20 protein-coding genes, 1 pseudogene and 1 riboswitch are annotated in these 25578 nt (G+C 72.9%); of the genes and pseudogenes, 19 read left to right on the forward strand and 2 right to left on the reverse strand.

Features of this window, described 5'->3' with window-relative positions; translation table 11 throughout:
- Positions 1-123: 123 nt before the first annotated feature.
- A pseudogene (locus tag AAT21_RS11030) lies at positions 124-900 on the reverse strand (SAM-dependent methyltransferase); the annotation flags it as partial.
- A gap of 391 nt (positions 901-1291) precedes the next feature.
- Between AAT21_RS11030 and AAT21_RS11035 the strand changes: the two are divergent.
- From AAT21_RS11035 to AAT21_RS11105, 15 genes are all read left to right on the forward strand, one after another.
- A complete protein-coding gene (locus AAT21_RS11035; RefSeq protein WP_046776469.1) occupies positions 1292-3079 on the forward strand; it encodes a DUF5941 domain-containing protein in 1788 nt (595 codons plus the stop codon).
- Positions 3076-3828 (forward strand): phosphocholine cytidylyltransferase family protein, encoded by a 753-nt coding sequence (locus AAT21_RS11040; protein ID WP_046776470.1) that lies wholly within the window; start codon positions 3076-3078, stop codon positions 3826-3828. The genes AAT21_RS11035 and AAT21_RS11040 overlap by 4 nt, the downstream gene beginning before the upstream one ends.
- Positions 3816-4877, forward strand: coding sequence for an iron-containing alcohol dehydrogenase family protein (locus AAT21_RS11045; protein WP_046776471.1), 1062 nt, complete (start codon positions 3816-3818; stop codon positions 4875-4877). The genes AAT21_RS11040 and AAT21_RS11045 overlap by 13 nt, the downstream gene beginning before the upstream one ends.
- Positions 4855-5634 (forward strand): CDP-alcohol phosphatidyltransferase family protein, encoded by a 780-nt coding sequence (locus AAT21_RS11050; protein ID WP_079025688.1) that lies wholly within the window; start codon positions 4855-4857, stop codon positions 5632-5634. The genes AAT21_RS11045 and AAT21_RS11050 overlap by 23 nt, the downstream gene beginning before the upstream one ends.
- 35 nt (positions 5635-5669) lie before the next feature.
- A complete protein-coding gene (locus AAT21_RS11055) occupies positions 5670-6524 on the forward strand; it encodes a glycosyltransferase family 2 protein (RefSeq protein ID WP_412180317.1) in 855 nt (284 codons plus the stop codon).
- Between the two features lie 94 nt (positions 6525-6618).
- Positions 6619-7548, forward strand: a complete 930-nt coding sequence (locus AAT21_RS11060) for an ABC transporter permease (protein WP_046776474.1) — start codon at positions 6619-6621, stop codon at positions 7546-7548.
- Entirely contained in the window at positions 7541-8323 is a 783-nt protein-coding gene (locus AAT21_RS11065) for an ABC transporter ATP-binding protein (protein WP_046776475.1), read from the forward strand. Before AAT21_RS11060 ends, AAT21_RS11065 begins: the two co-directional genes overlap by 8 nt.
- A 430-nt stretch (positions 8324-8753) precedes the next feature.
- Entirely contained in the window at positions 8754-9638 is an 885-nt protein-coding gene (gene hpnC, locus AAT21_RS11070) for a squalene synthase HpnC (protein ID WP_235438735.1), read from the forward strand.
- A complete protein-coding gene (gene hpnD, locus AAT21_RS11075) occupies positions 9635-10615 on the forward strand; it encodes a presqualene diphosphate synthase HpnD (protein ID WP_412180307.1) in 981 nt (326 codons plus the stop codon). The genes hpnC and hpnD overlap by 4 nt, the downstream gene beginning before the upstream one ends.
- Positions 10616-10835: 220 nt before the next feature.
- Complete coding sequence (gene hpnE / locus AAT21_RS11080; RefSeq protein WP_046776477.1) at positions 10836-12215, forward strand: hydroxysqualene dehydroxylase HpnE; 1380 nt, start codon at positions 10836-10838, stop codon at positions 12213-12215.
- Positions 12212-13381, forward strand: a complete 1170-nt coding sequence (locus tag AAT21_RS11085) for a polyprenyl synthetase family protein (RefSeq protein ID WP_200904371.1) — start codon at positions 12212-12214, stop codon at positions 13379-13381. Before hpnE ends, AAT21_RS11085 begins: the two co-directional genes overlap by 4 nt.
- Positions 13382-13501: 120 nt before the next feature.
- Positions 13502-15721, forward strand: a complete 2220-nt coding sequence (shc, locus tag AAT21_RS11090) for a squalene--hopene cyclase (RefSeq protein ID WP_235438736.1) — start codon at positions 13502-13504, stop codon at positions 15719-15721.
- Entirely contained in the window at positions 15721-16407 is a 687-nt protein-coding gene (locus AAT21_RS11095) for a phosphorylase family protein (protein WP_046776478.1), read from the forward strand. Before shc ends, AAT21_RS11095 begins: the two co-directional genes overlap by 1 nt.
- A gap of 5 nt (positions 16408-16412) precedes the next feature.
- Positions 16413-17444, forward strand: coding sequence for an adenosyl-hopene transferase HpnH (gene hpnH / locus AAT21_RS11100; protein WP_046776479.1), 1032 nt, complete (start codon positions 16413-16415; stop codon positions 17442-17444).
- The gene (locus tag AAT21_RS11105) at positions 17441-18847 is read left to right on the forward strand and encodes an aspartate aminotransferase family protein (protein WP_046776480.1); all 1407 of its coding nucleotides are present in this window, start codon (positions 17441-17443) and stop codon (positions 18845-18847) included. Before hpnH ends, AAT21_RS11105 begins: the two co-directional genes overlap by 4 nt.
- 30 nt (positions 18848-18877) lie before the next feature.
- Here the strand turns inward: AAT21_RS11105 and AAT21_RS11110 are convergent, their stop codons facing one another.
- The gene (locus tag AAT21_RS11110) at positions 18878-19669 is read right to left on the reverse strand and encodes a tyrosine-protein phosphatase (protein ID WP_046776481.1); all 792 of its coding nucleotides are present in this window, start codon (positions 19667-19669) and stop codon (positions 18878-18880) included.
- A 312-nt stretch (positions 19670-19981) separates the two neighbouring features.
- Positions 19982-20161, forward strand: a riboswitch (cyclic di-AMP (ydaO/yuaA leader).
- A gap of 2 nt (positions 20162-20163) precedes the next feature.
- On the opposite strand from AAT21_RS11110, the gene AAT21_RS11115 reads away from it, so the two are divergent.
- From AAT21_RS11115 to AAT21_RS11130, 4 genes are all read left to right on the forward strand, one after another.
- Positions 20164-21165: a M23 family metallopeptidase gene (locus AAT21_RS11115; protein ID WP_046776482.1), complete on the forward strand. Its 1002-nt coding sequence runs from the start codon at positions 20164-20166 to the stop codon at positions 21163-21165.
- Between the two features lie 163 nt (positions 21166-21328).
- Entirely contained in the window at positions 21329-22114 is a 786-nt protein-coding gene (locus AAT21_RS11120) for an SGNH/GDSL hydrolase family protein (protein WP_046776483.1), read from the forward strand.
- 149 nt (positions 22115-22263) lie between these two features.
- A complete protein-coding gene (locus AAT21_RS11125) occupies positions 22264-23505 on the forward strand; it encodes an MBL fold metallo-hydrolase (RefSeq protein WP_079025549.1) in 1242 nt (413 codons plus the stop codon).
- Between the two features lie 242 nt (positions 23506-23747).
- Positions 23748-25550 (forward strand): sensor histidine kinase, encoded by a 1803-nt coding sequence (locus AAT21_RS11130; protein ID WP_079025550.1) that lies wholly within the window; start codon positions 23748-23750, stop codon positions 25548-25550.
- Positions 25551-25578: the final 28 nt, after the last annotated feature.

Below are 25578 nucleotides of genomic sequence, written 5' to 3' on the forward strand. Positions count from 1 at the left end.
CCACTTCGGACATCCGCGCATGTCCGCCCCCCACCACGTGTTAGGGGGGCGGATCACGTCACATACCGCTCCCGCGCGTCGGACCCCGCCCGGGCGGGCCGGTCAGGCGTCGCCGTCGCCGGCCTCCACCGGACGCAGGACGTAGCCGGTGTAGCCGTACTCGTGCCCGTGGCGGGCCCGTACGTCCAGCTCCTCGCGGGTCGCGGCCACCGCCCGCGCCATCGCGGGGGAGTCCTCGCCGGGCCGGTCGCGGACGCGCTCGGCGAGCGGACCGTAGTACTCGGCCCAGTCGGAGTCGGGCAGCCGGTGCACGCCGAGCACCCGGTAGCCGGCGGCCCGGGCGGCCGCGACGTTGCCGGCCATGGAGCGCAGCGGGTACTGCGGGTCCCAGAAGGCGCGCGCTCCGGCCGACGGCTCCGCGGTCGTCCACTCGCATTCGGTCAGCACGAGCGTGCCGCCGGGGGCGAGCAGCCGCTTCCACCGCGCGAGCGCGGTGTCGAAGCCCACGATGTAGGCGGAGCCCTCCGCCCAGACGAGGTCGAAGGAGCCGTCCCCGGCCTCCCGCGCGGGGAGCGCGTTCATGTCCGCCTCGACGGTGCGGACCCGGTCGGCGAGCCCGCGGGCCGCGGCGGCGGTGCGGAGCTCGTCGAGGAAGGGGGCGTGCAGGTCGACGGCGGTCACCTCGGCGCCGCCCGGTCCGGTGCCGCCCGCCTCGGCGGCGAGCAGCAGCGCGCTGCGGCCGGGTCCGCAGCCCAGGTCGAGGACGCGGGGCCGCTCGGGCAGCGGTCCGCACAGGGACAGCAGCCGGCGGGTGCTCGCGTCGGAGCCCGGAGCCTGCCGCGGCAGCCCGTGGTGAAGGGTGAGAAAAGCCTCGAAAGTGGTGTGGGTGTTGTCGGTCAACGTGAACCCTTGAAAAGGGGCTCCGGCCGATCTGGATGTCCCCCGGTGAAAGTCCGGGAGAACGGTGGATCAGGCCCGGCCGGTCGCCCGGGGGAAACGGGGGATGCACCGGAGTTCGCAGCGCTCGGCCGCGACCACTGCGACGGTCATCGACCCACCTCGTTCCACTCGACACCTTCAGGGGCGTGTCCACCGTAACACCGACGCCGTTTGTGGTACCGCGTCGTGATCACCGATGATGATCGCGACCCGGCCCGAAGCCCGGATATTCGGCTTATCGGGGCGTGAACGGGTGATGAACCCCTGCTTCCCTTCATCCGATAGCCTCTGCCGACGTGCCGCCGCCCCACGGGCGCGCCGTTCGTCAATCCGTTACAAGGAGTGAGTTCGTCTGCCGACCGTCATCCTCACCGGCCTGCCGGTCCCCGGATCGCCGCTCGCGGACGAGCTCCGCTCCCTCGGCTTCGAGGTCCGCCCGGCCGCCGGTCCCCAGGACGCCGCCGCCGCACTGTCCGCCGTACCCGCCGACCAGCGGGTGGCCGTCGTCGACACCGCCTTCGTCGGGCACGTGCACGCGCTGCGGCTCGCGCTGACCGACCCCCGCTTCGACGCCTGCGCCGTCACCGGCGCCCTCTCCGTGCAGGCTGCTGCCCGCGAGGCCCTCGACAAGGCCGTCGCCACCGAAGGCGCCCACGGGTCCGGCCCCTACGCCGACCGGCTCGCCGCCGCCGTCGAGGCCACCGGCACCACCGTCCAGCGGCCCGAGCTCGGCAGCCTGGTCGCCGCCGTCCCCGCCGACGCGGACGAGCGCGCGGCGGCCTCCGCCGCCGTCGCCGCCGTGGACGAGGAGGCCGTCCGGCTGCGCTCCGCCGTGAAGTCCCGCGACGGGTTCTTCACCACCTTCTGCATCAGCCCGTACTCGCGCTACATCGCCCGCTGGTGCGCGCGCCGCGGCCTCACCCCGAACCAGGTCACCACCGCCTCGCTGATCACCGCGCTGATCGCGGCGGCCTGCGCGGCCACCGGCGACCGCTGGGGCTACGTCGCGGCCGGTGTCCTGCTGATCGTCTCCTTCGTCCTGGACTGCACCGACGGGCAGCTGGCCCGCTACTCCCTGCAGTACTCGACGATGGGCGCCTGGCTCGACGCGACCTTCGACCGGGCGAAGGAGTACTCCTTCTACGCCGGCCTCGCGCTCGGCGCGGCCCGGGGCGGGGACGACGTCTGGGGCCTGGCCCTCGGCGCGATGATCCTGATGACCTGCCGGCACGTCGTGGACTTCTCCTTCAACGAGGCCAACCACGACGCCACCGCCAACACCAGCCCGACGGCCGCCCTCTCGGACCGGCTCGACAGCGTCGGCTGGACGGTCTGGGTCCGCCGGATGATCATCCTGCCGATCGGCGAGCGCTGGGCGATGATCGCGGTCCTGACCGCCTTCACCACCCCCCGGATCGTCTTCTACGCACTGATCGCCGGCTGTGCCTTCGGTGCCCTCTACACCACCGCGGGCCGCGTCCTGCGGTCCCTGACCCGCAAGGCCCGGCGCACCGACCGCGCCGCCCAGGCGCTCGCCGACCTCGCCGACTCCGGCCCGCTCGCCGAGCTGCAGGCCCGGCTGCTGCGCGGCCGCGCCGGATCCTTCGGGTCCGTCCACGTCGCCGCCCTCGGCACCGTGCTGATGACCGGTGCCGCCCTGTACCTCCCCTTCGGCGATCCCCGGCTCGTCGCCGTCGCCGTGATCTACGCCATGACGGCCGGGCTCGCCGTCGCCGCCCCCCTCAAGGGCGCGCTCGACTGGCTGATCCCGCCGCTGTTCCGCGCGGCCGAATACGTGACGGTTCTCGCGCTCGCCGCCAAGGCGGACGTCCCCGGGGCCCTCCCGGCGGCATTCGGCCTGATCGCGGCGGTCGCCTACCATCACTACGACACGGTGTACCGCATTCGCGGAGGCACCGGCGCGCCCCCGCACTGGCTGGTGCGGACCATCGGCGGCCACGAGGGCCGGGTCCTGCTGACCACGGTCCTCGCCGCCGTCCTCGTGGACCGCGCATCGGACTTCCCCGTCGCGCTCACGGCCCTGGCCGTGTTCGTGGCACTCGTGGTGCTCGTGGAGAGCATCCGCTTCTGGGTCTCCTCCGGGGCACCCGCCGTACATGACGAAGGAGAACCAGCATGATCGGCCTTGTCCTCGCTGCCGGTGCGGGACGCCGCCTGCGCCCCTACACCGACACCCTGCCCAAGGCCCTCGTGCCCGTCGGCCCCGAGGGTGACGAGGAGAGCCTGACGGTCCTCGACCTGACCCTCGGCAACTTCGCCGCGGTCGGTCTCACCGAGGTCGCGATCGTCGTCGGCTACCGCAAGGAGGCCGTCTACGCGCGCCAGGCCGCGCTGGAGGCCAAGTACGGGCTGAAGATCACGCTGATCGACAACGACAAGGCCGAGGAGTGGAACAACGCCTACTCCCTGTGGTGCGCCCGTGAGGTCCTGGGGCGGGGTGTGATCCTCGCCAACGGCGACACCGTCCACCCGGTCTCCGTCGAGGAGACCCTCCTCGCCGCCCGCGGCAACGGCCAGAAGATCATTCTCGCCCTCGACACGGTCAAGAGCCTGGCCGACGAGGAGATGAAGGTCGTCGTCGACGGTGACCGGGGCGTCCGGAAGATCACCAAGCTCATGGACCCCGCCGACGCCACCGGCGAGTACATCGGCGTCACGCTGATCGAGGCCGAGGCCGCCGAGGCCCTCGCCGAGGCGCTGAAGACCACCTTCGAGCGCGACCCCGACCTCTACTACGAGGACGGCTACCAGCAGCTCGTCAACGACGGCTTCGTGGTCGACGTGGCCCCCATCGGCGACGTCAGGTGGGTCGAGATCGACAACCACGACGACCTCGCCAAGGGCCGGACGATCGCATGCCAGTACTGACGAGGCTCATCCCCTCGCCCGTCGTCGTCGACATCAGCCGCGGGGCGATGGACGACCTGTCCGGCGTCCTGGCCGACCAGCGGATCTCCGCCTCCGGCAAGCTCGCCATCGCGATCAGCGGGGGCTCCGGCGTAGCGCTGCGCGCCAGGCTGGAGCCCGTGCTCCCGCACGCCGACTGGTACGCCGTCGTCGACGGCACCATCGACTCCGCGGTCAAGCTCGCCGACGACATAAAGGGCCGCCGCTACGACGCCGTCGTGGGCCTGGGCGGCGGAAAGATCATCGACGTGGCCAAGTACGCCGCGGCGCGGGTCGGGCTGCCCATGGTGGCCGTCGCCACCAACCTCTCGCACGACGGCATCTGCTCGCCGGTGTCCATCCTGGACAACGACAACGGCCGCGGCTCCTACGGCGTCCCCACCCCGATCGCCATGGTGATCGACCTCGACGTCATCAAGGAGGCCCCGGTGCGGTTCATCCGCGCCGGCATCGGCGACGCGATCTCCAACATCTCGGCGATCGCCGACTGGGAGCTCTCGCACGAGACCACCGGCGAGCCCGTCGACGGCCTGGCCGCCGCCATGGCCCGTACCGCCGGCGAGTCCGTCCTGCGCCACCCCGGCGGCTGCGGCGACGACGAGTTCCTCACCGTGCTCTCGGAGGCGCTCGTGCTCTCCGGCATCGCCATGTCGATCAGCGGGGACTCCCGCCCCTCCTCCGGGGCGTGCCACGAGATCAGCCACGCCTTCGACCTGCTCTACCCGGGGCGCTCCGCGCTCCACGGCGAGCAGGTCGGCATCGGCGCGGCCTTCGCGATGCACCTGCGCGGGGCGGCGGACGCCTCCGGCCACTTCGTCGAGGTGCTGCGCCGGCACGACCTGCCGGTCGGGCCCGAGGAGATCGGCTTCAGCGTCGACGAGTTCGTCGCGGCCGTCGAGTACGCCCCCCAGACCCGCCCGGGACGCTTCACGATCCTGGAGCACCTCAACCTGTCCGCCGCCGAGATCAGGGACGCTTACGCCGACTATGCCAAGACCATCCGTAGCTGAACTCCGGCCCGTCGTTCACCCCGCGGGCGTGAAGGACCGGGTCAGCGGCGAGCACTGGGGCGGGCGCCTCTACATGCGCGAGATCTCCCTGCGCATCACCCGCCTCCTGGTCACCACCAAGGTCACGCCCAACCAGCTGACCTACCTGATGACCCTCGCCGGCGTCCTCGCCCTGCCCGCCCTGCTGGTGCCGGGCATCCTCGGCGCCGTCCTCGGCGTGGTCGCGGTCCAGATGTACCTGCTGCTCGACTGCGTCGACGGCGAGGTCGCCCGCTGGAAGAAGCAGTACTCGCTCTCCGGGGTCTACCTGGACCGGGTCGGCGCCTACCTGTGCGACGCGGCGGTCCTGGTGGGCTTCGGTCTGCGCGCCGCCGACCTGTGGGGCACCGGCGGGGCCGACTGGCTGTGGGCCTTCCTGGGCACCCTCGCCGCGCTCGGCGCGATCCTGATCAAGGCGGAGACCGACCTGGTCGGCGTCGCCCGCCACCAGGCCGGGAAGCCCGTGGTCAAGGACGCGGCGGCCGAGCCGCGCGCGAAGGGCATGGCGCTCGCCCGCCGCGCCGCCGCCGCGCTCAAGTTCCACCGCCTGATCCTCGGCATCGAGGCCTCCCTGCTCATCCTGGTGCTGGCCGTCCTGGACCAGATGCGCGGAGACCTGTACTGGTCCCGCGTCGGCGTCGCCGTGCTCGCCGCCATCGCGATGCTCCAGACCGTGCTGCACCTGGTGTCCATCCTCGCCTCCAGCAGGCTCAAGTGACCGCCCCGCTGCGGCTGGGCGCCGTGATCATCACCATGGGCAACCGGCCCGACGAGCTCAAGGCGCTCCTGGACTCGGTGGCCCGCCAGGACGGCGACCCGGTCGAGGTCGTCGTCGTCGGACAGGGTGTACGGGTCGCCGAGGCGGCCGACCTGCCGCCGGGGGTCCGCTCCGTCGACCTGCCCGAGAACCTGGGCATCCCGGGCGGCCGCAACGTCGGCATCGAGGCCTTCGGCCCCGGTGGCCGCGACGTGGACGTGCTGCTCTTCCTCGACGACGACGGACTGCTGGAGCGCACCGACACCGCCGAGCTGTGCCGGCGGGCCTTCGCCGAGGACCCGGAGCTCGGGATCATCAGCTTCCGGATCGCCGATCCCGACACCGGTCGGACCCAGCGCCGCCACGTACCGCGGCTGCGGGCCTCGGACCCGATGCGGTCCTCGCGCGTGACCACCTTCCTGGGTGGTGCCAACGCCGTCCGCACGACGGTGTTCGAGCAGGTCGGCGCCCTCCCGGGGGAGTTCTTCTACGCTCACGAGGAGACCGATCTGGCCTGGCGCGCGCTCGACGCGGGGTGGCTGATCGACTACCGAGCGGACATGGTGCTGCTGCACCCGACGACTGCCCCCTCCCGGCACGCGGTCTACCACCGTATGGTGGCCCGTAACCGGGTGTGGCTCGCCCGCCGCAACCTGCCCGCACCGCTGGTACCGGTCTACCTGGGCGTCTGGCTCCTGCTGACGCTTCTACGGAAGCCCTCGGGACCCGCGCTCAAGGCCTGGTTCGGCGGGTTCCGCGAGGGATGGACCACTCCTTGCGGACCGCGCCGCCCGATGAGATGGCGCACGGTCTGGCGGTTGACCCGTCTGGGCCGACCTCCTGTCATCTGACCAGCCCGCGTCTGGGAACATGACGCGATCACGGGCTTCGAGCCACCAGCCTGATGCCCACCTGGCCGCATCTTGAAGACGAAAGTTTCAACTTGTGAGTGACACAACCCACGACGGCGCCCTCGCCACGAGCAGGCCGCCGTCCGCAGACGCGGGGCTCAGCGCCGCGGAGCTGGCTAGGAAGTACGGCCTGTCGGTCAGCGGCGCCCGGCCCGGCCTGGGCGAGTACGTGCGGCAGCTCTGGGGCCGGCGCCACTTCATCCTGGCCTTCTCCCGGGCCAAGCTGCTCGCGCAGTACAGCCAGGCGAAGCTCGGCCAGGTCTGGCAGGTGGCGACCCCGCTGCTGAACGCGGTCGTCTACTGGCTGATCTTCGGGCTGATCCTCGGCGCGGGCCGGGAGATGCCCAAGGACGTCTACGTCCCCTTCCTGGTGATGGGCATCTTCGTCTTCACCTTCACGCAGAGCTCGGTGATGGCGGGCGTCCGGGCCATCTCGGGCAACCTCGGGCTGGTGCGCGCGCTGCACTTCCCGCGCGCCTCCCTGCCGGTGTCGTTCTCGCTCCAGCAGCTCCAGCAGCTGCTGTACTCGATGATCGTCGTCTTCGTGATCGCCCTCTGGTTCGGCAACTACCCGCGGCTGTCCTGGCTGCTGGTCATCCCGACGCTGGCGCTGCAGTTCATCTTCAACACCGGCCTCGCCATGATCTTCGCGCGGATGGGTTCCAAGACCCCCGACCTCGCGCAGCTGATGCCGTTCGTGATGCGCACCTGGATGTACGCCTCCGGCGTCATGTTCCCGATCGCGGTCTACCTCAAGGACCAGCCGCAGTGGATCAGCGACGTGCTGCTGTGGAACCCGGTCGCGATCTACATGGACCTCATCCGGTTCGCGCTGATCGACGACTACGGCGCGAGCAACCTGCCTCCGCACGTGTGGGCCTTCGCCGTGGGCTGGGCCGCGGTGATCGGCCTCGGCGGCTTCGTGTACTTCTGGAAGTCTGAGGAGCGTTACGGCCGTGGCTGACAACTCCCAGGGGCGCGTCCCCACCGTGATCGCGGACGGCGTGCACATCGTCTACCGCGTCAACACCGGCAGCAGCGGCAAGGGCGCGGCCACGGCCGCGCTCAGCAAGATAGTGCGCCGGAGGAAGGGCGACGCCCCGGGCGTGCGCCGCGTCCACGCCGTGCGCGGGGTCTCCTTCACCGCGTACCGCGGCGAGGCCATCGGCCTCATCGGCTCCAACGGCTCCGGCAAGTCCACCCTGCTGCGCGCCATCGCAGGCCTGCTGCCCTGCGAGGAGGGCAAGGTCTACACCGACGGCCAGCCCTCGCTGCTGGGCGTGAACGCCGCGCTGATGAACGACCTCACCGGTGAGCGCAACATCGTCCTCGGCGGTCTCGCGATGGGGATGAGCCGCGAGCAGATCAAGCAGCGTTACCAGAGCATCGTCGACTTCTCGGGCATCAACGAGAAGGGCGATTTCGTCTCCCTGCCGATGCGCACCTACTCCTCCGGCATGGCGGCCCGACTGCGCTTCTCCATCGCGGCGGCCAAGGACCACGACGTCCTGATGATCGACGAGGCCCTGGCCACCGGTGACCGCGCCTTCCAGGTGCGTTCGGAGAACCGGATCAAGGAACTCCGGGAGAAGGCCGGTACGGTCTTCCTCGTCAGCCACAACAACAAGTCCATCCGCGACACGTGCGACCGGGTGCTGTGGCTGGAGAAGGGCGAACTCCTGATGGACGGGCCCACCGAGGAAGTCGTCTCGGCCTACGAGAAGGCCACCAACGGCTGACCTCGGGTCGCGCGGCGCAGCCGCCGCGTCCGTCCGCTTCCCCTGAAGGCCCCTGCCGCTCAGCGCGGCGGGGGCCTTGAGCGTGCACCCGCAATACGCCGCGTGCGCGTTCTCGTAAGGGGCGGCGACATTCGGTGGCGCGGCGAATACCCGAGCGGCCTCCGTGACGTTGTACAGCGTAAGCTGAAGCGGTCCTGAATCGCGGCAAGAGGGGACGATTCCCCGCAGGTGAACGGCCCTGGGGCAGCCCCGGGAAAACCCCGGCGGCGTGTCCGAAATAGGATGTATTGGGTCGGCAGTGTAGAACGGGAGATGTGACGGCAATGGCTACGGGAATTCTCCGGCCCCCAGGGACGGCGGCCGTCCCCGCCCCGGGCGGCGGGCGGTGAGCCCGGGGCACGGCACCCGACCCCTGTCCGACACGGTCCATGTGAGCGCCACCCTCGACAAGGCGGCGGCGGAGAACTTCCCCGTCGCCCCCGCCTTCCTGCCCCGCGCCTGGCGCGACGGGCTGACGGCCGTTTACGGATACGCCCGCCTCGTCGACGACATCGGCGACGGCGACCTCGCCCCCGGCGGGCGCGACGCCGTGCTTCTCGGTCTCGACCCGGCCGCGGCGGACGACCGGCTCGCCATGCTCGACGCCCTCGAGACCGACCTGCTGCGCGTGTTCGGCTCCGCGGACGGCCCGCCGCGCCACCCGCTGCTGCTCGCCCTGCGGCCCGTGGCCGACGCCCACGGCCTGACGCCCGAGCCCTTCCTCGGGCTCATCGAGGCCAACCGGCAGGACCAGCGGGTGAGGCGCTACGAGACCTACGGGGACCTCGTCGCGTACTGCGAGCTGTCCGCCAACCCGGTCGGCCGGCTCGTGCTGTCCCTCACCGGCACCAGCACGCCCGAGCGGATCCGGCTCTCCGATGCCGTCTGCACCGCTCTTCAGATCGTCGAGCACGTCCAGGACGTCGCCGAGGACCTGGGCCGCGACCGGATCTACCTGCCCGCCGAGGACATGCGGCGCTTCCACGTGTCCGAGGCCGACCTGGCGGCCCCGACCGCCGGCGCCTCCGTGCGCGCCCTGGTGGCGTTCGAGGCCGAGCGCGCACGCGCGTTGCTGGACGAAGGCCTCCCGCTCGTGGGCAGCGTGCACGGCAGGCTCCGGCTGCTGCTCGCGGGCTTCGTGGGAGGGGGGCGCGCCGCCCTGCGAGCCGTCACCGCCGCGGGTTTCGACGTACTCCCCGGCCCGCCCAAACCCACCAAGAGCGGCCTGCTCCGCGAGGTTGCCGCCGTCCTGCGCACAGCGCCGAGAAAGAGGTGAGCCCGACCGTGGAGGGCCCCACACACGCGTCCGCACAGACTGCGATGTCCGCACCGGTCTCGGCGGCCTACAGCTACTGCGAGGCCGTCACCGGCGCGCAGGCGCGCAACTTCGCGTACGGCATCCGGCTGCTGCCCACCGACAAGCGCCATGCGATGTCCGCGCTCTACGCCTTCTCCCGCCGAGTCGACGACATCGGCGACGGCACGCTGCCCGCCGGGGCCAAGCTCGCGCGCCTGGAGGAGACCCGGGCCGTCCTCGCACGGATCCGGGCCGGCGAGGTCGACGAGGACGACACCGACCCGGTCGCCGTCGCGCTGGCGCACGCCGCCCGCCGCTTCCCGATCCCGCTCGGGGGCCTCGACGAACTCATCGACGGCGTACTGATGGACGTTCGCGGCGAGACGTACGAGACCTGGGACGACCTCAAGATCTACTGCCGCTGCGTGGCAGGTGCCATCGGACGGCTCTCGCTCGGCGTCTTCGGCACGGTGAACGCACCGGGCCGGGGCGCGCCCGAGGCCGCGCGCGCCGCCGAGTACGCCGACACCCTCGGTCTCGCCCTGCAACTCACCAACATCCTCCGCGACGTTCGCGAGGACGCGGGCAACGGCCGCACCTACCTGCCCGCCGAGGACCTCGCCAAGTTCGGCTGCTCGGAAGGGTTCCAGGCCGGCCGGCTGTCCGCCGGAGCCGACTTCGCCGGACTGGTCCACCACGAAGTCCGGCGCGCCCGCACCCTGTTCGCCGAGGGCTACCGGCTGCTGCCGATGCTCGACCGGCGCAGCGGCGCCTGCGTGGCCGCCATGGCCGGCATCTACCGGCGCCTCCTCGACCGCATCGAGCGGGAGCCGGAGGCGGTCCTGCGCGGCCGGGTCTCGCTGCCGCCGCACGAGAAGGCGTACGTCGCCGTGCGCGGCCTGTCCGGCCTCGACGCCCGCACCGTCACCCGGCAGGCCGTCCGGAGGCGGATGTGACGCCCCCGACGAAGGCGGCCCCGCCACGCGCCGCCGCGCCCGGCGTTCACCCGGCGTGCGCCCGCGGCGCCCGGCGTACGGGCCCGGCGCGCCGCCCCGGGCATGCGCCGGGTCGGGCAACCATGCCGACGGCGGGCGCGTCTCTTCCCGCGGACCGCGGCCGGGCCGCGCGGAACCCGCAGGCCGGCCCGGAGGGCGAGCGCACCACGGGGGAGGGCGCATGACGGGCACCGACCAGCACGCCGTCGTCGTCGGCGGCGGACTCGCAGGGGTCACGACCGCCCTCGAACTCGCCGACGCCGGACTCCGCGTCACCCTGCTCGAAGGCCGCCCCCGGCTCGGCGGGCTCGCCTTCTCCTTCAAGCGCGGCGACCTCCACGTCGACAACGGCCAGCACGTCTACCTGCGCTGCTGCACCGCCTACCGGTGGTTCCTCGACCGCGTCGACGGCGCCGCCCTCGCCCCGCTCCAGGACCGGCTCGACGTACCCGTCCTCGACGTCGCCCACCCCCGCGGGCCGCGCCTGGGACGGCTGCGCCGCGGCGCCCTGCCCGTCCCCCTGCACCTCGCCGGAGCCCTGGCCCGCTACCCGCACATGTCCCTCGCCGAGCGCGCGAGCGTCGCCCGCGCCGCCCTCGCCCTGCGCCGCCTCGACCCGGCGGACCCGGCGCTGGACGGCCTGGACTTCGCCACCTGGCTCGGCCGCTACGGACAGTCCGCCCGCACCATCGAGGCCCTGTGGGACCTCGTCGGCATCGCCACCCTCAACGCCACCGCCGCGCACTCCTCGCTCGGCCTGGCCGCCATGGTCTTCAGGACCGGCCTGCTCTCCGACAAGAGCGCGGCCGACATCGGCTGGGCCCACGTACCGCTCGGCGACCTGCACGACACCCTCACCCGCAAGCAGCTCGACGCGGCCGGGGTACGGACCGAACTGCGCACCCGCGTCACCGCCGTCACCCGCACCCCCGAAGGGACCTGGCGCGTCGACACCGAGCGGGAGTCGCTCGAAGCGGGCACCGTCGTCCTCGCCGTACCGCAGCGCGAGGCGCACGGGCTGCTGCCCGCCGGCGCCCTCGCCGACCCCGACAAACTGCTCGACATCGGCACCGCACCGATCCTGAACGTCCATGTCGTCTACGACCGCAAGGTGCTCAAGCAGCCCTTCTTCGCCGCACTCGGATCCCCCGTGCAGTGGGTCTTCGACCGCACCGACTCCTCCGGACTCCCTGACGGCGGCCAGTACCTGGCGCTGTCCCAGTCCGCCGCCCAGGACGACATCGACGAGCCCGTCTCGGTGCTGCGCGCCAAGTACCTGCCCGAGCTGGAACGGCTGCTGCCCGCCGCTCGCGCCGCCAAGGTACGGGACTTCTTCGTCACCCGGGAGCGGACGGCGACCTTCGCACCCACCCCCGGCGTCGGCCGGCTGCGCCCCGGGGCGCGGACCGACACGCCGGGGCTCTACCTGGCCGGTGCGTGGACTGCCACGGGTTGGCCCGCGACCATGGAGGGCGCCGTCCGGAGCGGACTGAGCGCGGCGCAGGCCGCACTCGCCGCACTCGGCCGCCACCGCGAACACCCTCTGCAGGAGGCGGCATGACGACCACCACCACCGGCACCACCAGCACCACGAGCACAGCACGTACAGGAACAAGAGGAGAGCCAGTGAACCCGGGGAACCCGGCTGTCGAGAACACGGATGCCACTGTGGGCGCAGCCGGAAGGGGAGCGGAGAAGGCGGACACCGTCGCCCTCCTGGAGCGCGGCCGGACGATGTCGACCCCCGCGCTCCGCGCGGCCGTCGACCGGCTCGCCGCACCCATGGACACCGTCGCCGCCTACCACTTCGGCTGGATCGACGCCCAGGGCAACGCCGCCGACGGTGACGGCGGCAAGGCCGTGCGCCCCGCCCTCGCCCTGCTCTCCGCCGAGGCCGCGGGCGCCGCACCGGAGGTCGGCATCCCCGGCGCCGTCGCCGTGGAACTCGTGCACAACTTCTCGCTGCTCCACGACGACCTGATGGACGGCGACGAGCAGCGCCGCCACCGCGACACCGTCTGGAAGGTCCACGGACCGGCCCTCGCCATCCTGGTCGGCGACGCCCTCTTCGCCCTCGCCAACGAGGTCCTGCTGGAACTCGGCACCGTCGAGGCGGGCCGCGCCACGCGCCGCCTGACCACCGCCAGCCGCAAGCTCATCGACGGCCAGGCGCAGGACATCTCCTACGAGCACCGCGAGCGCGTCAGCGTCGAGGAGTGCCTGGAGATGGAGGGCAACAAGACCGGCGCCCTGCTCGCCTGCGCCGTCTCCATCGGCGCCGTGCTCGGCGGCGCCGACGACCGTACGGCCGACAAGCTGGAGGAGTACGGCTACCACCTCGGCCTCGCCTTCCAGGCCGTCGACGACCTCCTCGGCATCTGGGGCGACCCGGAGTCCACCGGCAAGCAGACCTGGAGCGACCTGCGCCAGCGCAAGAAGTCCCTCCCGGTGGTCGCCGCCCTCGCCGCCGGCGGCCCGGCCTCCGAGCGGCTCGCCGAACTGCTCGCCGCCGACGCCAAGAGCAGCGACTTCGAGAACTTCTCCGAGGAGGAGTTCGCGGCCCGCGCCGCCCTCATCGAGGAGGCCGGCGGCCGCCAGTGGACCGCGGACGAGGCGCGCCGCCAGCACGCCGTCGCGATCCGGGCCCTGGACGACGTCGACATGCCGCAGCGGGTGCGCGAACAGCTCGTGGACCTCGCCGACTTCGTCGTCGTACGCAAGAGGTGACCGCCACCCGGCAGCGGATATGAATCGCGAGTCGCCGGCCGGCGCCGCCACCTGAGCGTGGCGCGCACCGGCCGACGGCGGACCCCAGCACAGCACAGGACACTGTTCTAAGGGGAAGCCATGACAGCGACGACCGACGGCAGCGCGGAGAGCGCCGGCGCCGGCAGCGAATCCACCCCGGGCGCCCCGCCGCCCGGCTCCGCCGGGGCGGCCGCCCCGCGGACCGAGTACGGGCTCGCGGGCCCGCCCGACCCCGCCGTCGGACCCGGGGCCCCGGCCGGCGCCGGGCCCTGCGTGCCGGTGGCGCTCACCGAGCGGGTCGCCGCGCCGCCCGGGCCGGTCCGGCGGCCCGGCCCGCCGGCCGCCTACCGGCAACCGGGCGAACCCGGCACGGGACGGACCGCTGCGGACCTGCCCCCGCCGCCGGCCGGCAGCCCGAGGGAGGTGTACGAGGCCGCCGCGCGCGCGACCCGGCACCTCCTGGAGCGTCAGGACCCCGCAGGCTGGTGGAAGGGCGACCTGGAGACCAACGTCACCATGGACGCCGAGGACCTCCTGCTGCGGCAGTTCCTCGGCATCCGGGACGAGGCCACCACGTACGCGGCCGCCCTGTTCATCCGCGGCGAGCAGCGCGAGGACGGCACCTGGGCCACCTTCCACGGCGGGCCGCCCGAACTGTCCGCCACCATCGAGGCCTACGTCGCGCTGCGCCTCGCCGGGGACCGGCCGGACGCTCCGCACATGAGCCGTGCCTCGGCCTGGATCCGGGCCAACGGCGGGATCGCCGCCGCCCGCGTCTTCACCCGCATCTGGCTCGCCCTCTTCGGCTGGTGGAGCTGGGACCATCTGCCCGAACTCCCGCCCGAGCTGGTGTTCCTGCCGCCCTGGGTGCCCCTGAACATCTACGACTTCGGCTGCTGGGCCCGCCAGACGATCGTCCCGCTCACCGTGGTGTCCGCGCTGCGCCCCGTCCGCCCGGCCCCCTTCGCCCTCGACGAGCTCCACACCGACGCGCGGACCCCGTATCCCGCCATCCGCATGGCACCGCTGACCAGTTGGGACGGCGCCTTCCAGCGGATGGACAAGGCCCTGCACGTCTACCGGCGGTTCGCCCCGCGGCGGCTGCGCAAGGCGGCCATGGACACCGCCGCCCGCTGGATCGTCGAGCGCCAGGAGAACGACGGCTGCTGGGGCGGGATCCAGCCGCCCGCCGTGTACTCCGTCATCGCGCTGCACCTGCTCGGCTACGACCTCGGGCACCCGGTGATGCGCGCGGGACTGGAGTCCCTGGACCGGTTCGCGGTGCGGCGCGAGGACGGCGCCCGGATGATCGAGGCCTGCCAGTCCCCGGTGTGGGACACCTGCCTCGCCGCGATCGCCCTGGTCGACGCGGGCGTGCGCCCCGACCATCCGGCGCTCGTGCGGGCCGCCGACTGGATGCTCGGCGAGGAGATCACCCGCACCGGGGACTGGGCGGTGCGCCGGCCTGGCCTGGCACCGGGAGGCTGGGCGTTCGAGTTCCACAACGACACCTATCCCGACATCGACGACACCGCCGAGGTCGTCCTCGCGCTGCGCCGGATCAGGCACCCGGACCCGGTCCGGGTCGACGCGGCCATCGCCCGCGGAGTGTCCTGGAACCTCGGCATGCAGTCGAAGGACGGCGCGTGGGGCGCCTTCGACGCCGACAACACCAGCCCCTTCCCCAACAAGCTCCCCTTCTGCGACTTCGGCGAGGTCATCGACCCGCCGTCGGCCGACGTCACCGCCCACGTGGTGGAGATGCTCGCCTTCGAGGGCCGGGCGGGCGACGCCCGGACCCGGCGCGGCATCGCCTGGCTGCTCGACGCACAGGAGCCGGACGGCAGCTGGTTCGGCCGCTGGGGCACCAACTACGTCTACGGCACCGGCTCGGTGGTGCCCGCCCTCACCGCGGCCGGCATCGCCCCGGGGCACCCCGCGGTCCGGCGGGCCGTTCGCTGGCTGGAATCCGTACAGAACGAGGACGGCGGCTGGGGGGAGGACCAGCGCTCCTACCAGGACCGGTCGTGGGCGGGGAAAGGCGCCTCCACCGCCTCGCAGACCGCGTGGGCCCTGATGGCCCTGCTGGCGGCCGGGGAACGCGACGGCGAGGCCGTCACACGCGGTATCGCCCACCTGGTCCGGACCCAGCGCGAGGACGGCTCCTGGGACGAGCCGTACTTCACCGGCACCGGCTTCCCCTGGGACTTCTCCATCAACTACCACCTGTACCGGCAGGTGTTCCCGCTGACCGCGCTCGGCCGCTACCTGTACGGGGAACCGTCCGCCCCGGCGGGCTCACCCGGCGGGGGCCGCTGATGTCCCCCGCCGCGGGGGACCGCACCGCGCGGGGCGGCCCGCTGCTGGTCGCCTGCGCCCTGCGCATCGAGCAGATGGCGCTGCGCAGCGCGGGGCGCGGCTCCCCACACGGCACCGACGCGCACGGCGACGCGCACGGCGGGGCGTACACCCTCCTGCGTACCGGGATGGGCCCGTGCGCGGCCGAACGGTCCGTCCTCGCGGCCCTGGACGGGCCCGGCATGGACCGGGCCGCCCTCCTCGCCACCGGATTCTGCGCCGGGCTCGTCCCCGGCATGAGCCCCGGCGACCTCGTCGTCGCGGAGGAGACCCGCGACCCGCGGGGGACCGTCCGCTGTACCGGGACCGGGCTGCTCGCCGAGGCGCTGGCCCGGGCCGTCCCCGGCCGGACCGTGCACATCGGCCCGCTGACCGGGTCCGACCACGTCGTCCGCGGCCGGGAGCGCGCACAGCTGCGCGCCACGGGCGCGGTCGCGGTCGACATGGAGTCCGCGGCGACCCTCCGGGCCGCGGTCGGCGGCAGGGACCGCCCCGTTGCGGCCGTCCGGGTGATCGTGGACGCTCCGGAGCATGAGCTCGTCCGAATCGGCACGGTGCGCGGGGGAATATCGGCCTTCCGTGTCCTGCGTGCCGTACTGCCCGCGTTCTACGAATGGCACCGTTCTTCGCTGCTCCCCAGGAGGTGAGCCAGATGGCCATGCCGCTGCGCCAGACCGTCAGGGTCGGGACCTATCTGCTCGAACAGAAGCTCCGCAAGCGGGACAAGTTCCCGCTGATCGTGGAGCTGGAGCCGCTCTACGCGTGCAACCTGGCCTGTGAGGGCTGCGGGAAGATCCAGCATCCGGCGGGCGTGCTCAAGCAGCGCATGCCGGTCGCCCAGGCGGTCGGGGCCGTGCTGGAGTCCGGTGCGCCGATGGTGTCCATCGCAGGCGGCGAGCCCTTGATGCACCCGCAGATCCACGAGATCGTGCGGCAATTGGTGGCCCGGCGGAAGTACGTGTTCCTGTGCACCAACGCGCTGCTGCTGCGCAAGAAGATCGAGAAGTTCACCCCCTCCCCGTACTTCGCCTTCGCGGTGCACATCGACGGCCTGCGCGAGCGCCACGACGAGTCGGTGGCCAAGGAGGGCGTCTTCGACGAGGCCGTCGAGGCCATCAAGGAGGCGAAGCGCCGGGGATTCCGGGTGACGACGAACTCCACCTTCTTCAACACCGACACCCCGCAGACGATCATCGAGGTGCTCAACTTCCTCAATGACGACCTGCAGGTGGACGAAATGATGATCTCGCCCGCCTACGCCTACGAAAAGGCACCGGACCAGGAGCATTTCCTCGGCGTCGACCAGACCCGCGAACTCTTCCGGAAGGCTTTCGCGGGCGGCAACCGGCGGCGCTGGCGGCTCAACCACTCCCCGCTCTTCCTCGACTTCCTGGAAGGAAAGGCCGACTTCCCCTGCACGGCCTGGGCCATTCCGAATTACTCCCTCTTCGGCTGGCAGCGCCCCTGCTATCTGATGAGCGACGGCTATGTGCCGACGTACCGGGAACTCGTGGAGGACACCGACTGGAACAAGTACGGCCGCGGAAGGGACCCGCGCTGCGCGAACTGCATGGCGCACTGCGGCTACGAGCCCACCGCCGTCCTCGCCACCATGGGCTCCCTGAAGGAATCCCTGCGGGCCGTCCGGGAGACGGTCGGCGGCAACCGGGACAGGTCGGCATGAGTCCGGCGGCAGAGGGACGGGACGGCGGCTTCGACCTGCGCGCCCTGCTCGCCGCGCGCGGGGCGGAACGGTACGAGCTGCACGCCCGCCACCTCAACCACCAACTGCCCCGGATGCTCCGCACCATCGGCTTCGACAAGGTCTACGAGCGGGCCGAGGGAGCCCACTTCTGGGACGCCGAGGGCAACGACCACCTCGACATGCTCGCCGGCTTCGGGGTGATGGGCCTGGGCCGGCACCACCCCGTCGTCCGCCGGGCCCTGCACGACGTGCTGGACGCCCAGCTCGCCGACCTCACCCGCTTCGACTGCCAGCCGCTGCCCGGGCTGCTGGCCGAGAAGCTCCTGTCGTACAGCCCGCACCTGGACCGGGTCTTCTTTGGCAACAGTGGCACCGAGGCGGTGGAGACGGCCCTGAAGTTCGCCCGGTACGCCACCGGGCGGCCCAGGATCCTCTACTGCGACCACGCCTTCCACGGGCTGACCGCCGGTTCCCTCTCGGTGAACGGCGAGGGCGGGTTCCGGGACGGGTTCGCGCCGCTCCTGCCCGACACCAAGGTCGCGCTGGGTGACCTGGCCGCCCTGGAGCGGGAGCTGAAGCGCGGCGATGTCGCCGCTTTCGTCGTGGAACCGATCCAGGGCAAAGGGGTCCTCGCGGCCCCGCCCGGCTTCCTGCTCGCCGCGCAGGAGCTGCTGCACCGGCACAAGGCGCTGCTGATCGCGGACGAGGTGCAGACCGGCCTGGGACGTACCGGCGACTTCTACGCGTACCAGCACGAGCCGGGTGTCGAGCCCGACCTGGTGTGCGTGGCCAAGGCGCTGTCCGGCGGCTACGTGCCGGTCGGCGCGACCCTGGGCAAGGACTGGATCTTCAAGAAGGTCTACTCGTCGATGGACCGGGTGCTCGTGCACTCCGCGAGCTTCGGGTCCAACGCGCAGGCGATGGCGGCCGGGCTGGCGGTGCTGTCCGTCATGGAGGACGAGCACCTCGTGGCCCGCGCGCGGGCCACGGGCGACCTGCTGCGCGGGCGGCTCGCGGCCATGGTGGACGAGTACGAGCTGCTGCACGAGGTGCGCGGGCGCGGCCTGATGATCGGCATCGAGTTCGGGCGGCCCTCCTCGCTGGGGCTGCGCAGCCGGTGGACGATGCTCCAGGCGGCCCGCAAGGGCCTCTTCGCGCAGATGGTCGTGGTGCCGCTGCTCCAGAGGCACCGGATCCTCACCCAGGTGTCCGGGGACCATCTGGAGGTGATCAAGCTGATCCCGCCGCTGGTGCTGGACGAGGAGGACGTCGACCGGTTCGTCGGCGCCTTCCGCGAGGTCATGGACGACGCCCACGGGGGGTCCGCACTGATGTGGGACTTCGGCAGGACGCTGGTGAAGCAGGCCGTCGCGGCGCGCTGACGGCCTGCGTCCCCCGGTGGTCCTACCCGGTCAGGCCAACAGCCGGTCGCGGAGCCGGCCGAGGGTCTCGGGCTGCAGCCCGAGACCCTCCGCCAGGTAGCGCTCCACCCCGCCCCAGACCTCGTCGATCGTGTCGAAGGCGGCGATCAGGTATTCGGCGCGGGCGTCGAAGAGCGGCGCGAGCAGTTCCATCACCTCGGGCGAGCGGGCCTCGGCCGAGGCGGAGCTGCGACGCACCCGGTACCGGCGGTGCGGGGCGTTGGACTCCAGGTAGTCCGCCACGATCGCCTCCCGCTCGACGCCCAGCGCGAGCAGGGTGACGGCGACGGAGAGGCCGGCCCGGTCCTTGCCGGCCGCGCAGTGCATGAGGGCGGGCACGCTGTCCTCGGCGAGGGCGTGGACGACCCGGCTGTGCTCGGCGGTGCGGGTGCGGATGATCCCGCGGTAGGAGTTCGCCATCCGGGCCGCCGCCTTGCCGTCGCCCAGGATCGAGCGGAGCTGGTCGAGGTCGCCGTCGCGGACCAGCCGCCAGAACTCCCGGCCGTCCGCCGGGTCCGACAGCGGGATGCTGACGTTCCGTACGCCGGGCAGCTCGACGTCCGGCCCCTCCAGGGCGTGGTCGGCGCCGTTGCGGAAGTCGAAGATGGTGTGAAGGCCGAGCGAGGCGAGGAATTCTGCATCGGTTTCGGTGGCATGTGCGAGATGTCCGCTTCGGAACAGTCGTCCCGCTGCAACCCTTCGGCCATCAGAAGTCGGCAATCCGCCCACATCGCGGAAATTGCGCACTCCCGCCAGCTCCGGCTCCTGTATCTGCTGGGTCACGGTAACTCCTCCGCCTTCTCGTGGGGCGTCTGTCCGAATTGAGCTACTTGGCGCCAACTTGCCATATCCGGAGGCGAGATCGGGCACGTCCCCGTGAGCCAGATCATACGGTGACCGTGAGTGCCTGATCGTCGGAGCCGAATGGCCCGGCGCAGGCGGCTGTTGGCGCGGCGGAATGGACGGAGGGTGACCGGAATTCCGGCACGCCCTCATGCCTGTGAATCCGTCAGGGAATTCGCGGCTTGTTCGGCGTGCCCGCAAGGGATTACCTTCGCGATCGATCCGGGTGGATCGCCGAATCCTGCCGCCGCCCGGAAACCGCAACCGAACCATTTCGCGCGGCAGGAGCGGGGGAACCAGGTAAGCCGCTGTACCGGAGATCTTTTCTCCGGAACGGCTCGGGGTGAAGCCGTTCATGTCCCGTACATGTACGGCCGGACATCTCCAGTCCGAACCCGACAGCTCACCTCGCAGGCGCCGGAGAGGAATGCGCCATGCCTGCAAAGGGTAAGCACCGCCGTCCCAAGTCCCTTTTCTTTTCCCGCGGATTCGCGGTCGCAGGCACCGGTGGTGCGGCCCTCGCCCTGCCGCTGACGGTCGCCGCCGGCGCCCACGCGGCCGGCCCGCAGACGGCGCCCGCCGCCGCACCTGCCGTCGCCCCCGCCGTGGCCCAGCAGGTCCCCGCCGCGCTCCAGGCCGCCCCCGCGGCCGGCGTGCAGGCCGCACCGGCCGTCTACACGGTCGTCCCGGGCGACTGCCTCTCGGTGATCGCTGCGGAGCACAGCCTGGACGGCGGCTGGCAGCGGTTGTACGAGCGCAACCGCGAGGCCGTCGGCAGCGACCCGTCGCTGATCCACCCCGGCCTGAAGCTGACCCTCGGCGGTCGTGGCGAGGCCGCCCCGCTCGGCACCGTCCCCGCCCCGCGGACCGCCTCCGAGGCCGCCCCGAAGGCCTCCCCGAAGGCCGCTCCGAAGGCGGCCCCCAAGGCAGCCCCCGAGGCCGGGTCCGAGCCGGCCGGGCAGGCCGCCGTCCCGCGGGTGCAGCGGGACGCCGCCCCCGAGGCCCCCGCCGTCCAGCCGGCCGCCGCCGTCGCCGGATTCGTCGCCCCGGTCGGCGGTGGCGTCTCCACCCAGTACAAGGTCGCCGGTGCCATGTGGTCCTCCGGTTACCACACGGGCGTCGACTTCATCGCCCCCATGGGCACCAGCGTCAAGGCCGTCGGCGCCGGCACCGTGGTCTCCGCGGGCTGGAGCGGCTCGTACGGCAACGAGGTCGTCATCCGGCACGCGGACGGCAAGTACTCCCAGTACGCCCACCTGTCCCAGCTCTCCGTCTCCTCCGGCCAGAGCGTCACCGCCGGCCAGAGCATCGGCCTCTCCGGCTCCACCGGCAATTCGACCGGCCCGCACCTGCACTTCGAGATCCGCACGAGCCCGTCCTACGGCTCGGACATGGACCCGATCGCCTACCTCCGCTCGAAGGGCGCCTCCCTCTGACGGCACCCGCCGACGGAGCACCGACACGCGTGGGGCCGGGACCCGAGGGGGGTCCCGGCCCCACGTGTACTTATTCCTTACATCCCGCGTGGTATAGATCACGGCCCGTCAACCCCTCATTACGTTGGCGTAGGTTGGTTACGGGAGTGAAGGATGGGTTCTCGTGGCAGCGACGACGACGAAACTCAAGACCATCGGCTCGTACGCGGCGATCGGGGACAGCTTCACAGAGGGCGTGGGGGACCCGGGGCCGGGAGATTCCTTTCTCGGCTGGGCGGACCGGCTCGCCGTGCTCCTGGCAGATCGGCGTGACGAGCACGACTTCCGTTATGCGAATCTCGCGGTGCGCGGGAAGCTCCTCGACCAGATCGTGGCCGACCAGGTGCCGAGAGCCAAGGCCCTCGCCCCCGACCTGGTCACCTTCTGCGCGGGCGGCAACGACATCATCCGGCCCGGCAGCGACCCGGACGACGTGGCGGAACGCTTCGAGGCGGCCGTCGCCGACCTCACCGGGGCCGTCGGCCACGTCATGATCACCACCGGGTTCGACACCCGGGGCGTACCCGTCCTCAAGCACATCCGGGGCAAGGTCGCGACGTACAGCGCCCACGTGCGCGCCATCGCCGACCGGTACGACTGCCCCGTGCTCGACCTCTGGTCGCTGAAGTCCGTACAGGACCGGCGCGCCTGGGACGCGGACCGGCTGCACCTCTCACCCGAGGGCCACACCCGCGTCGCACTGCGGGCCGCACAGGTCCTCGGCCTGGACGTGCCCGCCGACCCCGACCAGCCGTGGCCGCAGCTGCGCCCGCGCGGCTCGGTGGACGTGACCCGCGACAACATCCAGTGGGCCCGCGAGTACCTGGTGCCCTGGATCGGCCGCCGCCTGCGTGGCGAGTCCTCCGGCGACCACGTCGAGGCGAAACGGCCGGACCTGCTGCCGCTGTAGCCGCCGGACGACGGGCGGGCAGGGCCGGCGGGAGGAGCGGGCGGGAGGGACGGGCAGGAGGGACGGGCGGAATCCTTCGGGGCCGGTGTGCGTTGGGATGGGCGTAGCGATACGACCGCACCGACGACCCCACCCTCCCTGGAGGCGCTTTGACCGGCTCCCGTCCCCTCCGCCCGCGGCTGCGCGCCCTGCGGCCCGAAGCCTTCGGCGCGGACCCGTCCGGCGCCAGGCTGGAGCGGATCCGCCGCTCGCCGAACTTCGCCGACGGCGTCTTCCAGAACCCGGTCGGGGCCCGGAACAGGCCCTCGGGGTCGATGACCGAGTTCGCGAAGATCTACTTCCACCGTGAGCAGCGGGTCCGGCGCAGCCCGGCGGCAGCCATCCCGGTGCACCCGACCACCCTCGCCGACCTGGCGAAGCCGCCCACGAGCGGTCTGCGCCTGACCTGGATGGGGCACTCCAGCGTGCTCGCGGAGATCGACGGGCACCGGGTGCTGTTCGACCCGGTGTGGGGCGAGCGCTGCTCCCCCTTCCCGTTCGCCGGCCCCAGGCGGCTGCATCCGGTTCCGGTCCCGCTGGCCGCGCTCGGCGAGGTCGACGTCGTGGTCATCTCGCACGACCACTACGACCACCTCGACCTGCCGACGATCAAGGCGCTGGCCGGCACGGACACGCTCTTCGCCGTCCCGCTCGGCGTCGGCGCGCACCTGGAACACTGGGGCGTGGCGGCCGACCGGCTGCGCGAGCTCGACTGGAACGAGACCACCCGGATCGGCGGCCTGTCGCTGACGGCGACGCCCGCCCGGCACTTCTGCGGCCGCGGTCTGCGCAACCAGCAGCACACCCTGTGGGCCTCCTGGGTGGTCGCGGGCGACGAGCACCGGATCTACCACAGCGGGGACACCGGCTACTTCCCCGGCTTCGCGGAGATCGGCGCCGCGCACGGGCCCTTCGACGCCACGATGATCCAGATCGGGGCCTACTCGGAGTACTGGCCCGACATCCACATGACACCCGAGGAAGGCATGCGCGCCCACCTCGACCTCCAGGGCGGCGCCGCTCACGGCACGATGCTGCCGATCCACTGGGGCACCTTCAACCTGGCCCTGCACCCGTGGGACGAGCCGGGCGAGGGCACCCTGGCCGCCGCCGAGGGCGCCGGAGCGGCCGTCGCGCTGCCGATCCCGGGCCAGCCCTTCGAGCCCGGAGCCGAGGGGACGCCGGCCCAGCCGTGGTGGCGGCCGTTCGTGGTCGCGGCGACGGCGGGCGGAGCCGTGGACGGGCCTGCGGCCGTGCCCTCGCACCAGGCCGGCGGAGCGGCGGCGACAGCGGCCCGCGGGGTGTCCACGGCAGTGAGCGAGCAGGGGAAGCCGGAGTCCGTGGGGTCGTAGCGAACGGCCCGGGCAGGACGCACCGACGGCCCCCGCCGCCGGGGTGCCGTCGGGCGGCCGCAGCGGCCCGACCGGCGCATTCGGGCTGCTGTACGAGCGCTCCATCGGGAGCGGGAAGCACCCCCGTGAAGTTCACCGACTCGTGGTCCGGGGCGGGATTGCGGGGTCTAGCGTGGGTATTCGGTGATCAACACCGGGCCCCGGGAACGACGGGGGCCGGGCCCCACGTACCGAGGACGCCGATGTCCGGACCCCGCGCCGCACGCCACGCCCCGTCGAGACACACCGTCACCGGTCCTGGCCGGCAGCTACGCCCCCAGTTGGTACGGGCCGCCCTCCTGCCCACGCTGGCCGCCGCGCTCAGCGGCGCGGCCGCGGTGATCTTCACCCTCCAGCTCGGCGGCGGCGCCGGCGACCGCGACGCCCGGCTCTGGCCGGTGCTCACCGGCTGCGCCCTGCTCGCGGCCGGCTCCCTCGCCGCGGCCCTGCTCGGCGCGCAGCGCGCGGCCAAGGCCGTCCGGGACCGGTGCGAGGCGCTGCGCCGCTCCAGCGTGCGGGGCCGCCAGGAGCTGCGGACGGCCGCGGACCGGCTGGAGCGGGGCGAGATCCCGCAGCGGCCGGTCCGCGGCGGGCCGAACACACCGCTCACCGGGAGCGACCCGGCGGGCGTGGACGAGTTCTGGCTGCTCTCCCAGGAACTGCGCGGCGCCCGCGAGCAGGCCCACACCACCCTCGTACGGCTGGCCGCGCCGGCCGCCCCGACCGACAGCGAGCGCAAGGTCGAGGTCTTCGTCAACCTCGCGCGCCGGCTCCAGTCCCTGGTCCACCGCGAGATCTCGCTGCTGGACGACCTGGAGGACACGGTCGAGGACCCGGACCTGCTCCGGGACCTCTTCCACGTCGACCACCTGGCAACCCGGATCCGCCGCCACGCCGAGAACCTCGCGGTGCTGGGCGGTGCGGCCTCCCGCCGCCAGTGGACCCGGCCGATCGACCTGAGCGAGGTGCTCCGCTCCTCGGTCGCGGAGGTCGAGCAGTACACGAGGGTCAAGGTCGTTCCGCCGGCGGGCGGCAGCGTACGCGGCCACGCCGTCGCCGACGTGGTGCACCTGCTGGCCGAACTCGTGGAGAACGCCACCGTGTTCTCCGCCCCCGACACCGATGTGGTGCTGCGCGCCGAGCGGGTCACGGCCGGGATCGCGGTCGAGGTGGAGGACCGGGGACTGGGCATGCCGGCCGAGGAGCAGCACCGGATGAACGCCCTGCTCGCGGACCCCGACCAGGTGAGCGTCCGGACGCTGCTCGCGGACGGGCGGATCGGCCTGTACGTCGTCTCGGCGCTGGCCCGCCGGCACGGGATCGCAGTCGAACTCAAGTCGAACATCTACGGCGGCGTCCTCGCGGTGCTGGTGCTTCCGCAGGAACTGCTGGGGGCGGCGGACGCGGGTGACGCGGCCGGGGGCTCGCGGGTGACGCCGCCGCTGGAACCGGCACGCATGCCGCTGCCCCGCCGGGCGGACACCCCCACGATCCCCGCCCCCCGCCCCGAACCCCGCCCCGAACCCACCGCCCCGGTGGCGGAAGCCCGGTCGGCCCCCGGCTCGGGACCGGTGCGGCAGGCGGGCGCGGGCGCGGTCGGGGCCGGGGCCGGGGCGGAATCCGAGGCCGGTCGGTCCGCGGCGTCGGCAGCCGGATGCGCGCCCGGGCCGCGGCACGCCTCCACGGCGGGCGCCGGCCCCGTACTCGGCGGCGTGCCGTCGGCCCGGCCCGGCCCCGCGGCGGACGCCCGGCCGGTGCCGGAGCCGGTGCCGGAGCCGGTGCCGGTGGCGGAGGCCTGGTCCGTACCCGGCGGGGGGCCGGCGGGACAGGCGGGGGAACGGCCGACGTTGCCCCGGCGCCGGGCGCAGGAGCACCTCGCGCCCCAGCTGCGCGACGCACCCGCACCGCGGCGCCCCGCGGACGCCGAGCAGCCCGTGCACGACCCCGGCCTCATGGCCGCCTTCCAGCGCGGCTTCGGCCTCGCGCAGTCGGAGAACCAGGCATGACCCCCAGCAACCTCGGCAAGGAGCGCAC

The organism is Streptomyces yangpuensis (genome assembly GCF_001005295.1).
GTDB lineage: Bacteria > Actinomycetota > Actinomycetes > Streptomycetales > Streptomycetaceae > Streptomyces > Streptomyces yangpuensis.

Excerpts from the sequence above, each read along its gene's own strand:
- AAT21_RS11040 (WP_046776470.1), top strand. The coding sequence starts at position 3,076 with ATGATCGGCCTTGTCCTCGCTGCCGGTGCGGGACGCCGCCTGCGCCCC.
- AAT21_RS11045 (WP_046776471.1), top strand. The coding sequence starts at position 3,816 with ATGCCAGTACTGACGAGGCTCATCCCCTCGCCCGTCGTCGTCGACATC.
- AAT21_RS11050 (WP_079025688.1), top strand. The coding sequence starts at position 4,855 with ATGCCAAGACCATCCGTAGCTGAACTCCGGCCCGTCGTTCACCCCGCG.
- AAT21_RS11055 (WP_412180317.1), top strand. The coding sequence starts at position 5,670 with ATGGGCAACCGGCCCGACGAGCTCAAGGCGCTCCTGGACTCGGTGGCC.
- hpnE (WP_046776477.1), top strand. The coding sequence starts at position 10,836 with ATGACGGGCACCGACCAGCACGCCGTCGTCGTCGGCGGCGGACTCGCA.
- AAT21_RS11085 (WP_200904371.1), top strand. The coding sequence starts at position 12,212 with ATGACGACCACCACCACCGGCACCACCAGCACCACGAGCACAGCACGT.
- shc (WP_235438736.1), top strand. The coding sequence starts at position 13,502 with ATGACAGCGACGACCGACGGCAGCGCGGAGAGCGCCGGCGCCGGCAGC.
- AAT21_RS11095 (WP_046776478.1), top strand. The coding sequence starts at position 15,721 with ATGTCCCCCGCCGCGGGGGACCGCACCGCGCGGGGCGGCCCGCTGCTG.
- hpnH (WP_046776479.1), top strand. The coding sequence starts at position 16,413 with ATGGCCATGCCGCTGCGCCAGACCGTCAGGGTCGGGACCTATCTGCTC.
- AAT21_RS11105 (WP_046776480.1), top strand. The coding sequence starts at position 17,441 with ATGAGTCCGGCGGCAGAGGGACGGGACGGCGGCTTCGACCTGCGCGCC.
- AAT21_RS11115 (WP_046776482.1), top strand. The coding sequence starts at position 20,164 with ATGCCTGCAAAGGGTAAGCACCGCCGTCCCAAGTCCCTTTTCTTTTCC.
- AAT21_RS11130 (WP_079025550.1), top strand. The coding sequence starts at position 23,748 with ATGTCCGGACCCCGCGCCGCACGCCACGCCCCGTCGAGACACACCGTC.